Origin of the sequence: Leyella lascolaii, assembly GCF_900079775.1 — a bacterium.
Classification (GTDB): Bacteria; Bacteroidota; Bacteroidia; order Bacteroidales; family Bacteroidaceae; genus Prevotella; species Prevotella lascolaii.
The window spans coordinates 235,779-250,237 of sequence record NZ_LT556049.1; the positions used below are offsets into that span (position 1 = coordinate 235,779).

12 protein-coding genes are annotated in these 14,459 nt (G+C 53.8%); 9 read left to right on the top strand and 3 right to left on the bottom strand.

The window, feature by feature from the left end; all coding sequences use genetic code 11:
• Positions 1-18: 18 nt before the first annotated feature.
• A complete protein-coding gene (locus BN4609_RS11320) occupies positions 19-720 on the bottom strand; it encodes an SIR2 family NAD-dependent protein deacylase (protein ID WP_068856762.1) in 702 nt (233 codons plus the stop codon).
• 244 nt (positions 721-964) lie between these two features.
• Here BN4609_RS11320 and bamJ (BN4609_RS11325) point away from each other — a divergent pair, with 244 nt between their 5' ends.
• From bamJ (BN4609_RS11325) to BN4609_RS11355, 7 genes are all read left to right on the top strand, one after another.
• On the top strand, positions 965-1,570 hold the full coding sequence (gene bamJ / locus BN4609_RS11325; RefSeq protein ID WP_068856763.1) for a BamJ family beta-barrel-assembly machinery protein: 606 nt from the start codon (positions 965-967) through the stop codon (positions 1,568-1,570).
• Positions 1,571-1,615: 45 nt separating this feature from the next.
• Positions 1,616-2,494 carry a BamJ family beta-barrel-assembly machinery protein gene (gene bamJ, locus BN4609_RS11330; protein WP_068856764.1) on the top strand — a complete coding sequence of 293 codons (879 nt, stop codon included), beginning with the start codon at positions 1,616-1,618 and terminating at the stop codon, positions 2,492-2,494.
• 119 nt (positions 2,495-2,613) lie between these two features.
• Positions 2,614-3,618, top strand: coding sequence for a BamJ family beta-barrel-assembly machinery protein (gene bamJ, locus BN4609_RS11335; RefSeq protein WP_068856765.1), 1,005 nt, complete (start codon positions 2,614-2,616; stop codon positions 3,616-3,618).
• Between the two features lie 233 nt (positions 3,619-3,851).
• Positions 3,852-4,268 carry a hypothetical protein gene (locus BN4609_RS11340; protein WP_164071665.1) on the top strand — a complete coding sequence of 139 codons (417 nt, stop codon included), beginning with the start codon at positions 3,852-3,854 and terminating at the stop codon, positions 4,266-4,268.
• Positions 4,269-4,511: 243 nt separating this feature from the next.
• Positions 4,512-4,976 (top strand): Lrp/AsnC family transcriptional regulator, encoded by a 465-nt coding sequence (locus BN4609_RS11345; RefSeq protein ID WP_021992779.1) that lies wholly within the window; start codon positions 4,512-4,514, stop codon positions 4,974-4,976.
• A 110-nt stretch (positions 4,977-5,086) separates the two neighbouring features.
• Positions 5,087-6,856, top strand: a complete 1,770-nt coding sequence (locus BN4609_RS11350) for a membrane dipeptidase (RefSeq protein WP_068856767.1) — start codon at positions 5,087-5,089, stop codon at positions 6,854-6,856.
• Between the two features lie 58 nt (positions 6,857-6,914).
• Positions 6,915-7,931: a M28 family peptidase gene (locus tag BN4609_RS11355; protein WP_068856975.1), complete on the top strand. Its 1,017-nt coding sequence runs from the start codon at positions 6,915-6,917 to the stop codon at positions 7,929-7,931.
• Positions 7,932-8,048: 117 nt separating this feature from the next.
• On the opposite strand, the gene BN4609_RS11360 is transcribed toward BN4609_RS11355, so the two are convergent.
• Both BN4609_RS11360 and BN4609_RS11365 read right to left on the bottom strand, forming a co-directional pair.
• Positions 8,049-8,633, bottom strand: a complete 585-nt coding sequence (locus BN4609_RS11360; protein WP_394806067.1) for a DUF4294 domain-containing protein — start codon at positions 8,631-8,633, stop codon at positions 8,049-8,051.
• 201 nt (positions 8,634-8,834) lie between these two features.
• Positions 8,835-9,653, bottom strand: coding sequence for a pyridoxamine kinase (locus BN4609_RS11365; RefSeq protein ID WP_021992775.1), 819 nt, complete (start codon positions 9,651-9,653; stop codon positions 8,835-8,837).
• Positions 9,654-10,599: 946 nt separating this feature from the next.
• Between BN4609_RS11365 and BN4609_RS11375 the strand changes: the two genes are divergently transcribed.
• Positions 10,600-12,102 carry a butyryl-CoA:acetate CoA transferase gene (locus tag BN4609_RS11375; RefSeq protein ID WP_068856769.1) on the top strand — a complete coding sequence of 501 codons (1,503 nt, stop codon included), beginning with the start codon at positions 10,600-10,602 and terminating at the stop codon, positions 12,100-12,102.
• Positions 12,103-13,023: 921 nt separating this feature from the next.
• Positions 13,024-14,445 (top strand): IPT/TIG domain-containing protein, encoded by a 1,422-nt coding sequence (locus BN4609_RS11380; RefSeq protein ID WP_068856770.1) that lies wholly within the window; start codon positions 13,024-13,026, stop codon positions 14,443-14,445.
• The last annotated feature ends 14 nt before the right edge of the window (positions 14,446-14,459 follow it).

The following is a 14,459-nucleotide window of genomic DNA, read 5'->3' on the forward strand; positions in this document are numbered from 1 at the left end:
CGCACAGCCGCCCTTCCGTCACACTGCTCCGAGCAGACCGCAAAGCTCTTTCATGCCCTCGCTCGCGCCCTTTTCTATGTGGGTGACGTCACGCCGCGACGGTGCCGTCACAGGCTCGGGGTCTATTATATACACCGGTACCGACGGACGGACATTCTGCACCAGACCCGCTGCGGGATACACATTGAGCGATGTGCCCACTATTACGAACACGTCGGCTTGTGACGCCTGTTCGGCGGCTGCCGATATCATGGGCACCGCCTCACCGAAGAACACGATGAAAGGACGCAGCAGCGAGCCGTCACCGGCGCGCGTTCCGGGCTTCACCTCACAGTTGTCCGGACCCAGCTCCACCTGCCAGCGCGGGTCGTCGGGGTCGCGGCTGGAGCACACCTTCGTCAGTTCGCCGTGCAGATGTATCACCTTCGACGATCCCGCACGCTCATGGAGGTTGTCCACGTTCTGCGTTATCACCGTCACGTCATACATCCTCTCCAGACTCTGTATGAGCCTGTGTCCCTCGTTGGGCTGCGCTCCGTAAAGCTTCTTCCGCAACATGTTGTAGAACCCTGTCACAAGTTCCGGGTCGGCGTTCCATCCCTCGTGCGAAGCCACCTGCTCCACGGGATAGTTCTCCCACAGCCCGTCACTGCCCCGGAATGTCTTGAAACCGCTTTCCACAGACATTCCCGCTCCTGTAAGAAACACCAGTTTTTTCATATTGAAATTCTTTTTTAGTAAACCTCAGCCGCCGCGCCCGCACTTCAGTCAGCACACGCCGGAGGCACCGCACGCGCCGTTCCGCCAAACGCCATGATAATCAAAAGACAAGCGCAAAAAGCTAATTAACCACAAAATTAGTATTTTTCACATAATAATGACAATGCTGTCAGATAAAATATGTAACTTTGCGCACTTGATAGACAAACAATATTATAATATCACAACAACATTCTGACATTTTATGGATAAAGTAAGTTACGCCCTGGGACTCGGCATCGGCCGCCAACTATCGCAGATGGGCGCGGACAATCTGGACATCGACGATTTCGCAAAAGCAATAAAGGACATTCTCGCAGGCAAGAAGCCGGAAATAGACGATGCCGAAGCGCAGACGCTCGTAAAGGATTTCTTCGAGAAGCAAGAGGCTAAGCAGCGCGCCGCGGCAGCCGAGAAGTTCAAGGAGACAAAGGAAAAAGGCGAGGCATATCTTGCCGAGAACGCCAAGAAGGAAGGCGTGGTGACACTGCCCAGCGGACTGCAATATCAGGTGATAAAGGAAGGCAACGGCCGCAGACCGAAAGCCACCGACAAGGTGAAGTGCCACTATGAGGGCATGCTCGTGGACGGAACGCTCTTCGACAGCTCCATACAGCGCGGCGAACCTGCCACATTCCCGCTCAACGGAGTGATAAAGGGATGGACCGAAGGACTGCAGCTCATGCAGGAAGGTGCGAAATACAGGTTCTTCATCCCTTACCATCTGGGCTACGGTGAGAACGGTGCGGGAGCGTCAATACCTCCGTTCGCGGCTCTCGTGTTCGACGTGGAGCTCATCGAGGTGGTCTGAGCAAAAAACAGGAACAAGGAAAACAAAATAACGAAACACAAGAAAATGAGAAAAATTACAATCGTAGCCGCAATGGCTATCACCGTCGCCGGATTCATGACATCGTGCGGCGACTCAGCTTCAAAACCCAATCTCAAGAGCGACGTAGACACGATGAGCTACGCCATGGGTATCGCCCAGTCGCAGGGACTGAGGGAGTATCTCGCTCAGATGGAGATAGACACCACCTACATGGACGCTTTCATAAAAGGTCTGAAAGACGGTGCCAACGCCGGTGAGGACAAGAAGAAGGCTGCATACTACGCCGGTATAAACATCGGACAGCAGATTTCAAACCGCATGGTGAAAGGCATCAACCACGAGCTTTTCGGCAATGACTCCACCAAGAGCATCTCTATGAAGAACCTGCTCGCAGGATTCATCACCGGCGCTACGGGCAAGAAGGGACTCATGACACCCGAACAGGCACAGCAGCTCGCACAGGTCAAGATGATGGAGATAAGGACAAAGTCTATCGCCGACCGCTTCAGCGAGAACAAGAAGGCAGGCGAGAAGTGGCTCGAAGCCAACAAGAAGAAGCCCGGAGTGAAGACTCTGCCGTCAGGACTCCAGTACAAGGTGATAAAGGAAGGCAACGGTCCGCTTCCCAAGGACACCTCTTTAGTGAAGGTGAACTATGAGGGCAAGCTCATCGACGGTAAGGTGTTCGACAGCTCTTACAAGAGAAAGGCTCCTATCACAATGCGTGCCAACCAGGTGATAAAGGGATGGACAGAGGCTCTCACACGCATGCCCGCAGGCTCGGTATGGGAAGTATACATCCCGCAGGAGCTCGCTTACGGCGACCGTGAGCAGACAGAGATAAAGCCATTCTCTACTCTTATATTCAAGATTGAGCTCTTGGAGGTCGATCCGAAGAAATAAAAATCATATACCTCAGAAATGACTCTAACACAACAGGGCGGTGCTTTTTTCAATCAGAAAAGATACCGCCCTGTTGCAACATAAAAACTCCGAACCTAACGTAAACGTTTCATAAGAAAATGAAAAAGATTTTATTGCTCGCCGTCATAATGATGGCGACGGCTGCCTACGGAACGACTCCGGACAACAAGAAGAAAAAGAAGAAGGACAAGACAGAGGTGAAGGCGGAGCCGCTGAAGCTCGTCACACCTTCCGACTCCATCAGCTATGCGGCAGGCATGGCGTCAACACGCGGACTGCTGAGCTACATACAGCAGGAATACAACGTCGACACAGCCTACATCCAGGACTTCATCCAGGGCTACAAGGACGCCATAGCATCAGCAGGCGACCCGAAGTTCACCGCCCGCAACGCCGGAATGCAGATAGCGCGGCTGGTGGAGCAGCGCATGCTTCCGTCTGCCACAAAGCAGTTTGAAGGCACAAAGTACGCCATAAACAAGGACATCTACAACACGGCATTCATAGCAGGAGTGCTCAGCGACACCACCCTGATGGACGTGAAGTCGGCTGCACAGCTCTTCACAAAGGTAAGCGAGGCTGAGAACTACCGCAAGGAGCAGGCATACAAGAGCGAGAACGAGCAGTGGCTCACAGCCAACGCCGCAAAGGAGGGAGTGAAGACCACGGCAAGCGGACTGCAATATAAGGTGATAAAGGAGGGCACAGGCGAGACTCCTAAAGCCACCGACAGGGTGAAAGTGAGATATGAGGGCAAGCTCATCGACGGCACCGAGTTCGACAGCTCCTACAAGCGCGGTCCGGAACCCACCGCCTTCCGCGCCGACGAGGTGATAAAGGGATGGACCGAAGCTCTCACGATGATGCCTGTGGGCAGCAAGTGGGAACTGTACATACCGCAGAATCTGGGTTACGGAGCACGTCAGGCAGGAAAGATAAAGCCTTACTCCACACTCATCTTCACCGTCGAGCTGGTGGGCATAGACAAGCCCGAGCCTGCTCAGGAGAGTCTGAAGAACACGGGCGACAGCTCAAAGAAAGACGCCCGGACAGTCAGGAAGACAAGAGCGGAAAGAAGAAAAGCGGCTGCCGGAAAGAAATGACGGTATGTCAGCTGAAACAATACTGACAGCCTACGGCACGCAAACACCAAGCCGGGCATCGCACAATGACAGTGCGGTGCCCGGCTTTTTTATCATACAAATACCTTATTATATATGCCGATACCGCCATAGACCGCGCCATAAAAGGCATGTCCGCATGTGCTCCGTCCGCACCGCTCCACCGCCGCACGCATGCTTCAACGGGAACGTACACATCGTCCGGTCGATTCTTAATGTCAAATAAATTTACCGGAAAAAGGCATGCCGTCAACCGGCATTCTACAGAGCGCACAACGGGACACACACCGCCTGAAACCGGAACGGCATATGTCGTACATCTGAAAAACACCATCCTACAGCGCATAAATCACATTCCGTACGCGCTCCACGACCGAAACATCGCACGGAAAAGCATGTTCCGCCACGCCATAAAGCCAATATCACACCGCAGGAAAGGCTTTTTGGCAGTGCGGAAGAGCCCGTTCCGCATCACCGAAAGGCGTCTTCTGCGGAGCGATATGTATAATACGCTGACACTCAAAAGTTTATCTAATCTCTCCAAAATCAGCGTATACGGCGGCAAAAGCCTTTCCGTCTGCAAATGGCGCGGTCTCATGAAGGCTGGTGTAATGATTTTTTACCACATCTGAAAAGCCGTCTCCCCACACCGCGCGGCAGGCAAAAGGCGTGCCGTCCCCACTCCATCACGACAGCCATGCGTCCCCGTCACGGCGGTTTCCGTTCTCCGCAACGCTCCGTCACCGACCCTTCCCCCGTCACGGCAAGATGTCACAATGTAAACAATTAGCATATTTTTAATACAAATATTGTTGTCCATGTCATGGGAATTGACTACATTTGCTTTCAAAAAGTAAAATTAAAAACAAGTCATAATGGAAAAAATAGACAGACTCGACAAGAAGATTCTCGGGATACTATCAAAGAATGCCCGCATACCTTTTAAGGATGTGGCAGCCGAATGCGGCGTTTCAAGAGCCGCGATACACCAGCGCGTGCAGCATCTTGTGGAAGACGGAGTGATCACCGGAAGCGGTTTCGACGTCAATCCGAAGAGCATCGGCTACACCACATGCACATACGTAGGTCTCAATCTCGAGCGCGGCAGCATGTACAAGAACGTGGTGCAGCGTCTGCTGAGCATACCCGAGATAGTGGAATGCCACTTCACCACAGGTCCGTACACCATGCTCGTGAAGCTCTACGCACGCGACAACGAACAGCTCATGGACCTTCTCAACAACCAGATGCAGGGCATCCCCGGAGTGGTATCTACCGAGACGCTCATCTCGCTCGAACAGAGCATAAAGAGAGAGATACCGGTACACATAGACGACTGAGCCCTACGCAGCCTGCGGCAGGACTCCGGCGACGGGCGTCAGGCATATTCCCCTCCGCAGGCGGCACTCTTTGTTTACCACAGCATCATGCAAAATACCCCTCGCAAGAAATGAAATCATTTGATCTCAACGCGATAACAAAAGACATTTACTCGGCTTATCCGGAGGCGGAACGCAAGCCGCTGATAGGCATAACGGCAAACTACACCGACGGAGACGCCTCGCTGCGCGACCGCTACTACACTCAGATAGCGGATGCCGGAGGCGTGCCCGTGATCATTCCGCCGCTTGCCGACAAAGACATAATCATCAACACGCTCGACAACATCGACGCGCTGCTGCTCACTGGAGGCGCCGACCACAACCCGCTATGGAGCGGACAACAGCCCCAACCGGGTCTGCACAACATCAATCAGGCACGCGACCTGCCCGAGCTTCTCGCCACACGGCTCGCCTGCAACCGCCAGATGCCCATACTGGGGATATGCCGCGGCATGCAGACCATAGCCATCGCACTGGGCGGAGAGGTGTGTCAGGACATACCTCATACGCCTCAGCTGATAAAGCACTCGCAGGAAGCCGACCGCACGGAACCTACACACAGCGTGGACATAGAGCCCGACTCGGCTCTGCACGGCATATTCGGCGCAGACCGGATATTCGTCAACTCCTTCCACCATCAGGCAGTGACGTCGCCCGGAAAGGGCATGCGCATAACGGCGACCGCGCCCGACGGCACGGCAGAGGCGATGGAAAGCACATGCCACAAGCCCGTGATAGGCGTGCAGTGGCATCCGGAATGGATGGGCGCGGACGGTCTGCCGCTCTTCAGATGGCTCGTTGACGAGGCACGACTCTTCAGTGAGGCGAAGCGCACTCACGCATCCACGCTCACCCTCGACACCCATTGCGACACCCCGATGTTCTTCTCCCAAGGCATAAGATTCGAGGAACGCGACCCCAGGATACTCGTGGACCTGCACAAGATGGACGACGGACGGCAGGACGCGGTGACCATGGTGGCATATCTTCCGCAGCCCGCCGAAGGACAGAAGTTCGCTGATGTGGCGCAGTTCGGCACCGAGAGCCCGAAGGACTACGCCGACCTCATCTTCGACAAAATAGAGGACATCGCCGCGCGCAACGCCCTACACCTGTCCATAGCGCGCACTCCAGCCGACCTGTATGAGGCGAAACGGCTCGGACGCAAGTCCATAATGCTCGGCATAGAGAACGGTCTGGCTATAGAGGACAGCCTCGACAACATCGACCACTTCGCACACCGGGGCATGGTATACATGACTCTGTGCCACAACGGAGACAATGCCATCTGCGACAGCGCACGCCGCAGCAAGGGGACACACGGCGGAGTGAGCGCCTTCGGAGCGGAAGTGATAAGGCGGATGAACGACCTCGGCGTGATGGTGGACATGAGTCACGCAGGCGAGAAATCGTTCTACGACGCGCTGTCCATAAGCCGCGCGCCGATAGTATGCTCCCACTCCAACTGCCGCGCGCTGTGCGACGTGCCGCGAAACCTCACCGACGACCAGCTGCGCGCCATAGCACGTAAGGGCGGAGTGATGCACATCACGCTCTACCACGGATTCCTCCGCACAGCAGGAGAGGCGTCCATACTCGACGCCATAGCCCATCTGGAGCATGCCATAAGCATAATGGGGACCGCCCATGTGGGCATAGGCACCGACTTCGACGGCGACGGCGGGGTGAGCGGAATGGCTGACAGCAGCGAGATGATAAACTTCACGCGCATGCTGCTGCGCCGCAGATACTCCCCGGAGGACATCGCCCTGATATGGGGAGGCAACTGGCTGAGGGTGATGGACACGGTGAAGGGCATGGCTGCCACAACAGCATAGAAAGGAGACATGCCGCCATGAGGACGGCAGAATAATGACAGACAACATACAGAAGACAATGAGACAAATCCGCATAACAATGGCTATAACAGCCGCAATGATAATCACCGCGGCGTCGTGCGCATCTTGCAGGAACGCGAAAAAGACTTCAGGCGACACTCCGGCAGACTCCGTGGCACTCGCAGGACCGGAGTTCAACGCCGACTCGGCTTACAGTTTCGTGGCTAAACAGTGCTCGTTCGGTCCGCGGACAATGAACAGCAAGGCGCACGAAGAGTGCGGGGAATGGATAGCAAGCAAGTTCGAGGCATACGGAATGGAGGTGGAACGGCAGCGCGCCGACCTCAAAGGATATGACGGGACAACCTTGCGCAGCTGCAACATCATAGCACGCTACAACCCGGAAGCGAAGAAAAGGATAATCGTCTGCGCACACTGGGACTCGCGCCCGTGGGCGGACAACGACCCCGACACCGCCAACTGGCGCAAGCCTGTCATGGGAGCCAACGACGGAGCGAGCGGCATCGGAGTGATGCTTGAGCTGGCACGGCTACTCAAGAACGACAGTACGCTCAGGCTTGGCGTGGACTTCGTGTGCTTCGACGCGGAGGACTGGGGAACGCCCGAGTGGGCTGACACACCGTCGGACAACGACTCCTGGGCTCTCGGAGCGCAGCACTGGGCTACCCATCTGCCCGAGGGCTACACGGCGGCATACGGCATTCTGCTCGACATGGTGGGCGGACAGGGCGCGCGCTTCCACCAGGAAGGGATATCGAAGAGCTATGCCCAGGACATCGTGAACAAGGTGTGGGGAGCCGCCCACAGCATAGGCTACGCCGAATATTTCCCGATGACCGACGGCACAATGGTGAACGACGACCACGTTCCGCTCAATGAGAAGGCGGGAATACCCACCATAGACATCATACCATACCATCCGGAATGTGCCCAAAGCTCGTTCGGTCCGACATGGCACACAGTGTATGACGACATGGACCACATCGACGCGAACACTCTGAAAGCCGTGGGACAGGTGATGGTTCAGGTGATATACACCGAGAGCGCGGAATGACCGGCACGCGGCGAGGCATACTCCGTGATACGGAAACAAACATAAAAGGCGGACATCATGACGTGTCCGCCTTTTCCTTTTATTATTATTTGATGGGCGCATTATTATTATAAGAACCTACAGCTGCCCTGCCTCAACCATCAGCACCACCCTTTCGGTGAGACGGTCGATGCCCTCCGGCTCATACTTCTTGGTGAGACTCGCCCCGAACAGCATGGCGAACGCCTGATAGAATCCTGCCCTTATGGGTCCGAGAAACGCCTGTATGAGTTGGTAGGACGACGAGTTGCACTCGCGGTAGACAAGTTTTATGAGCAGCTTTCCCTGCTGATAGGACAGCTTCTTCATACGTGGCGTGTACTCCTTGCGTATGCTTTTCTCCACAAGTTTCATATGGGCGTCGCGCGCCTTCTTGTCGGGCAGCGTCTGGAGATACTCGTATGTCTCTATGATGATGCGGTTCACCTCCTTCGCTATGGGCAGCACCTTCTTCACGTTTGCCACGAGCCGGTTGTAGGCGGCGCGCTGCTTCTCGTTCTTGAATACCGGAGCGGGATAGACATACACGCTGTTCATCTCCACATACTGTATGCTGTCGCCGTTGTCGTCGAGCACCTTGCTCACCTTCACCATCGGCTCGAGCACTCCTCCGTCAGCGGTGTCGCCTCCGTCGTTCTGCGCGGCGCATCCCGCCGACCACATCAGACAGAGTGTCAGAACAATAATAAACCTGTCCATATAACAAGCGCAAAAATACATATAAAAAATCATTCCGACCGGCAGAACGCATTATTTTTATCTCTTTTTTGCACGCCCACGCACACAGACGGCACCTCGGCGCACAGGCGGCGGACGCGGTAAGGGGCTGTATGCCCGTGCCTGCGGTTGGCTGACTGCGCACGGTCAGAGCACGTCGAGATACTTCTCGAGAGGTATGCCCCGGTTCTTGTCCTCGTTGTCCTTGTTGAGGTCGATGAGCGTGTATACGGCGTCCATCGCCCTGCGGGTGCTCGGCTTGAGCATCTCTCCGTCGAGCAGACGCCCTATGAGCACCGCCGAGAAGATGTCGCCCGTACCGGGGAAATGTACCGGAATCTCGGTGTAGGGCAGACAGAAATACTCCCCGTCCACATGATTGTAGCCCACCACCGACGGCTGACCGTCCACAGGGATGCTCGTGATGAGCGCCGACTTGGTGCCCAGAGCCAGGAGTGCGTCGGTGAGACGGCGCGCCCCGTCGCGGCTCACACCCCGGGCGTCGTACTCCATACCCGTGAGATAGCATGCCTCGGTGTGGTTGGGAAACACCAGATGGGCTACGCTCACCATCTCGCGCATGCTCTTTATCGCCTCACCGGTGACTCCGTTGTAGAGCTTTCCCTCATCACCCATTATCGGGTCGACGAATATCACCGTGCCCGAGGCAGCCTGCTCGCGGCAGTAGTCGGATATCATGCGCGCCTGACTCTCCGATGCCATGAAGCCCGTCGCTATGGCGTCGAAGGTGAAACCCAGCTCGCGCCACACGGGAAAGACACCTTTTATATAGTCGGTTGTCTCAAGAATGTTGAACTTGCCGTAGTCGAGCGTGTTGGACACAAGTGCCGTCGGCAGGTTGTAAGTGGGATGACCCATGTACGAGAGTATCGGCAGCATCGCGGCGGTAGCCACCTTGCCATATCCGGCAATGTCGTTTATAAGCAGTATCTGTTTCTTTTTCATCTTATTCGAGTTTCGCCTGCAAACTTACACAAAATAGTCGGAATAAGCGAATTTTTTCATTATTCGCTCGCACGGAAGCACATGTCGCGGACGTCTCACGGCTGCGACACACTCCCGGAGGGGCATCCAGCCGCCTCGGAACACACCCGACGGAAACGCATAATTATACATAATAACAGTAAAAAATATTGACAACAGAAAACAACAAAACAGAAACGGCAGGGCGCGACGGACGCCTCCGCGATATACGGAAAGCGACCCTGCATCCTACTTTCTTCCCCTTCATACTGCCGGACAGTCTCCGCCATAGCGCGAAAAAGGCTCTTCCGCACCGCAGAAAGCACCGTTCCGCACCGCAGAAAAAGCTCTTCCGACACACGGAAAAGCCCGTTTCGCATGGCGGAAAAGCCTCTTTTGCGACGCTGGAAAAGGGTTTTTATTATGTCGGACAATATATCTTATTGTGTGTCAGCAGAATATGTAAAACGCCCAAAAGCCGCGTATTTGCAGCCGAAAGCATGTCTGCGCGCAAAAACGGCGGTATTTTCGCGTTGCGATGTATATTTATACATGCGCCCATGTATATTTATGCATGCTTCCATGTACATTTATTCATGCTTTCATGTATATTTATTCATACATCAATACATATTTGCGCATATTCGTGCTGCGGACGGCACGGCATGCTGCGGTTTTTCTTCCGCCTCGCGACAACATGAAAGGAGACGCTCCACTGGCTCCCCACTGTGACGCGACAAAGGAATGGCGGAGGCACGGATATGCACATTTCTGCATATTTAACGGTTATTTCTGTATATTTATACAGTTTTAGTGCCTTTTTGAATGTATTTTTGTAAATTTATGCAGAAAATCATGTCGCAAGGCGTGTTTTATGCTTTAAAATAACTAACTTTGCCATCCGAACAAACAATAGACATTTAAGGAGATGGCATACACACGCATAACGGCTGCCGAAGGCGCAGCGATGATAAAGGACGGCGACAACATCGGATTCAGCGGATTCACCCCCAGCGGTGTCCCCAAAGCCGTGACGAGGGCACTGTCGAAACGCGCGCGCGAAGAGCACGAGGCAGGCAAACCGTTCGCCGTGGGCGTCATCACGGGCGCATCGTCGTGCCAGAGCCTTGAGGGAGACCTCGCGGCGGCTCATGCCATAAAGTTCCGCGCGCCCTTCTCCACCAACGCCGACTTCCGCAACCACGCCAACCTGGGCGAGATAGACTATGAGGACATGCACCTCGGACACATGGCTGAGCGTCTGCGCAGGGGTTTTTATGGTGACATTGACTGGGCTGTGATAGAGGTGTCTGCCATAGAGGAGTATGGCGGAAAGTGCCGCGTGTATCTCACCTCGGCAGACGGCATAGTGCCGACAATAGCGCGTCTGGCGAAGAGAGTGATTCTGGAGCTGAACACTTTTCACAATGCCGACGCACGCTATCTGCACGACGAGTATGAGTGTCTGGAGTATCCTTACCGCCAGCCCATACCTCTGACAGGCGTGGGACAACGCATAGGCACGGAGTATCTGGAGATAGAGCCGGGCAAGATAGCCGGAGTGGTGGAGTGCTGCATACCAGAGGAGGCGCGCACCTTCAAGCCCTCGACTCCCGACACCGACATGATAGGCCGTCACGTGGTGGACTTCTTCCTGAGCGACATGCGCGCCGGACGCATCCCCAAGTGCATGTTCCCCATACAGAGCGGTGTGGGCGTGACGGGCAACGCGGTGATGGAGGCTATCGGACAGTGCGACGACATGCCCGTGGTGGAGGTGTTCAGCGAGGTGGTGCAGGACGCCATAGTGGACCTTATGCTCAAAGGACGCATCTCGCAGGCGTCGGTGGCGGCGATGACAGTGTCTAACGAGTGCCTTAAGAAGGTGTATTCCAACATGGACTTCTTCCGCAGCCGTCTCACGCTGCGCCCGAGCGAGCTGTCCAACTCGGCGGAACTCATACACCGGTTCGGTGTGATAGCGATGAACACCGCGCTGGAGTGCGACATCTACGGCAACGAGAACTCGAGCCACGTGTGCGGCTCACGGCTGATGAACGGCATCGGAGGGTCGTGCGACTACGAGCGCAACGGCTCGATAAGCATATTCTACACGCCGTCGACAGCCAAGGGCGGGAAAATCAGCGCGATAGTCCCCATGTGCAGCCACATCGACTCCACCGAGCACGACGTGGACGTGATAATAACCGAACAGGGCATAGCCGACCTCAGAGGAAAGGGTCCGGCACGGAGAGCGGAGGAGATAATAAACAACTGCGCGCACCCCGACTACCGCCCGTTGCTGCGCGAATACCAGCGCATAGCCACAAAGGGACACTGCCCCGGTTCGCTGCGCGCCGCCTTCGCATTCCACGACACGCTCACAAGAAAGGGTGACATGAGGCTCACCGACTTCGCCGAGTATCTGTGACATGACACGTTCCATAAGCACATCATCCCCCCAATCAACATCGCATCCCTAAAAGTAGAGACGCAAAATCTTGCGTCTCCCGTCCTCCCCATACCAACATACGCACGCGAAAATACGCAGGCAAACAAACGCATCCTTGCGTCTCCAGTCCACCCTACACCAACATACGCACGCGAAAATATGCTGACAACAAGCGCAAACCTCCTTGTGAGACGCAAAATTTTGCGTCTCTACTTTGACTTGCAGCACATACCATCCCGTCCACCCCACACCAACACGCACGCGACTATACACTGGCAACAAGCGCAAATCTCCTTGTGAGACGCAAAATTTTGCGTCTCTACTTTAGCTTGCAGCACATATCATCATGCCGTATTCAATTTGTCAATGGAAAACAACGTGATTATCGCATACATGAACAACATTATCATATATACGGAAACAATCTCAAAAAACATCAAAAAAGCCGTTCAAAATCCACCGAAAACACTCTCAAACGACATCCCTGACACCCATATACGATGTCACCGACCCGTCATGAAATGAACAAAAAAGCATATGAATCAGTCAAAAGGCGGTTTTTAAATTGGCGATAAAGATAATAATAAATCTCCGAAATAGAACAAATAAAAACCAAAATCAATCTTTATTAATCACAATTAACTTATTTTCAATAATAAAGTACCATTATTTTTAATTACGAAAGAAATATTATCATATATTTGCAAACTGTATTGAATACTTAAGCCTCAAAAGCCTGACAATTCATTTACACCCATAAACCATACGAACTACCGTCAACAAACACAATAACAACCCATATAAAACACAAAAAAACATACAAAACAAAACACACAAAAATCAATCTTAACAATAACGTGAGCGCAACTCACAAAAATCAATCTAAAAATTCTAACCAACATGAAACAAAATTTCATTATTTCAGCATTCCTATGCTGCATGATGTTCATCGGTTGCAAGGATGACGACGTCGCCTCAGGCTCGTTCGATCCGTCACAACCGGTCGAATTCAAAGACTTCAGTCCGAAAGAGGGACAAGTGCGAACGCGCCTCTACATCTACGGAAAGAACTTCGGCACAGACGAGACGAAGATTCACGTGAATGTGGGCGGAAAGGAAGCGAAGGTCATCGGCTCTACCGGTGAGATTATCTATTGTATGGTAGGAAAGCGTTCTTACGACGGCACAGTAACCGTGACAATAGACGACAAGGACGGCAAACCCGCTGCGACAAAGACTTTTGACGAAAAATTCAACTATATACCTAAGACCACTGTTGGAACATTGTTAAGAAAGGTGGACGAGTCAGGCAACTCGTCATACTCGTACGGCTCGTTCGACGGAGAGGCATCCGCGCCTGCAAACGACTGGCTGGTGTTCGACCCGAAATATGCGGAGATAGGCGGTGACAGAATCCTCTTCGCAGCCAACTGGCATGACGGACTGCGCGTGCTCAACCTTACACAACGCACCCACACACGCCTTTTCCCGCGCAGACAATACTCTGCCATGTTCTCGTTCACATTCACTGCCGACGGCGACACGCTCATATTCCCCGACGACAACGGACAGGCTTCAAACGAGACAAGACCGAACATGTATTACTGCCTGCGCTCGGAAGGATTCAAGAAAATGCGTCCCTATAACTACGGACCGTGTGCCTACGGCGTTGTATGCATGCCTAACGGCACAAAGTTCTACTCCTCATGGACCAACGCATGCGTTTACCGCATGGAGAACCCTACCGGAGAGATACCCAATACCGACGTGAACCGCACGCGGTGCTTCTCTCTTACAGCACTCACACAGACCGACGGACAGCACATGCGCCTCATCCTTCACCCGTCGGCAAAGTATATGTATATAATAATGGAAGGCGCGCCCGTTGTGTTAAGATCTAACTATAATGAGAAGACAAACATGTTCGAGACTCCTATAATCATAGCAGGAAAGTTCGGAGCATGGGGATGTGTGGAAGGAACAGGTACTTCGGCGCGTTTCGACCAGCCTTGGTCGGGAACTTTCGTAAAGAACTATGACTACGTGAAAAACCCGCGTCCGGACGGTGAACTGTACGACTTCTACTTCAGTGCGTATGAGAACCACTGCATATGGAAACTCACCCCGGACGGTGTCGCCACAATTGTTGCCGGACGAAGCAACGAGAACGCCGACGGAAAAGTGACCGGATATATAGACGGAGACCCGCTGAAGGAGGCACGGTTCTATCATCCTACAGGAGTCACCTACGACGAGACCAACGAGACATGGTATATCGGCGACAACGGCAACAGGGGCATACGCTATATCACGAGAGAGTAAACCGTAATAATCCA

What these genes read in the sequence shown, in the direction of transcription:
- BN4609_RS11350 (WP_068856767.1), top strand. Translation starts at nt 5,087, where the DNA reads ATGAAATCATTTGATCTCAACGCGATAACAAAAGACATTTACTCGGCT.
- BN4609_RS11320 (WP_068856762.1), bottom strand. Translation starts at nt 720, where the DNA reads ATGAAAAAACTGGTGTTTCTTACAGGAGCGGGAATGTCTGTGGAAAGC.
- BN4609_RS11345 (WP_021992779.1), top strand. Translation starts at nt 4,512, where the DNA reads ATGGAAAAAATAGACAGACTCGACAAGAAGATTCTCGGGATACTATCA.
- BN4609_RS11380 (WP_068856770.1), top strand. Translation starts at nt 13,024, where the DNA reads ATGAAACAAAATTTCATTATTTCAGCATTCCTATGCTGCATGATGTTC.
- bamJ (WP_068856764.1), top strand. Translation starts at nt 1,616, where the DNA reads ATGAGAAAAATTACAATCGTAGCCGCAATGGCTATCACCGTCGCCGGA.
- BN4609_RS11375 (WP_068856769.1), top strand. Translation starts at nt 10,600, where the DNA reads ATGGCATACACACGCATAACGGCTGCCGAAGGCGCAGCGATGATAAAG.
- BN4609_RS11360 (WP_394806067.1), bottom strand. Translation starts at nt 8,633, where the DNA reads ATGTGGTCGGCGGGATGCGCCGCGCAGAACGACGGAGGCGACACCGCT.
- BN4609_RS11355 (WP_068856975.1), top strand. Translation starts at nt 6,915, where the DNA reads ATGAGACAAATCCGCATAACAATGGCTATAACAGCCGCAATGATAATC.
- bamJ (WP_068856765.1), top strand. Translation starts at nt 2,614, where the DNA reads ATGAAAAAGATTTTATTGCTCGCCGTCATAATGATGGCGACGGCTGCC.
- bamJ (WP_068856763.1), top strand. Translation starts at nt 965, where the DNA reads ATGGATAAAGTAAGTTACGCCCTGGGACTCGGCATCGGCCGCCAACTA.
- BN4609_RS11340 (WP_164071665.1), top strand. Translation starts at nt 3,852, where the DNA reads ATGTCAAATAAATTTACCGGAAAAAGGCATGCCGTCAACCGGCATTCT.
- BN4609_RS11365 (WP_021992775.1), bottom strand. Translation starts at nt 9,653, where the DNA reads ATGAAAAAGAAACAGATACTGCTTATAAACGACATTGCCGGATATGGC.